1 rRNA gene is annotated in these 249 nt (G+C 55.0%); it reads right to left on the bottom strand.

The window, feature by feature from the left end:
* Window positions 1-8: 8 nt before the first annotated feature.
* Window positions 9-125: ribosomal RNA gene (gene rrf / locus IO39_RS43685) — 5S ribosomal RNA — on the bottom strand.
* Window positions 126-249 lie beyond the last annotated feature (124 nt).

The raw sequence follows: 249 nt of genomic DNA, 5'->3' as shown, positions 1-249 counted from the left end.
CAAAAATTGTCCGGCGGTGACCTACTCTCCCACACCCTCCCGAGTGCAGTACCATCGGCGCAGAGAAGCTTAACTTCCGGGTTCGGAATGTAACCGGGTGTTTCCTTCCCGCCATAACCGCCGTAACCCTGCGAAACAGCTGCTTGCTGTCTCAGAATTGCCTAGTGGACGCGAGCAAGAAAGTCTGCTTTGTGGTCAAGTCCTCGGCCTATTAGTACCGGTCAGCTCCACACGTTACCATGCTTCCAC

Origin of the sequence: Nonomuraea candida (genome assembly GCF_000725485.1) — a bacterium.
In the GTDB taxonomy this organism is placed as follows: domain Bacteria; phylum Actinomycetota; class Actinomycetes; order Streptosporangiales; family Streptosporangiaceae; genus Nonomuraea; species Nonomuraea candida.
Note: the sequence above shows the minus strand (reverse complement) of the source record. Positions and strands in the feature narration are given on the sequence as shown.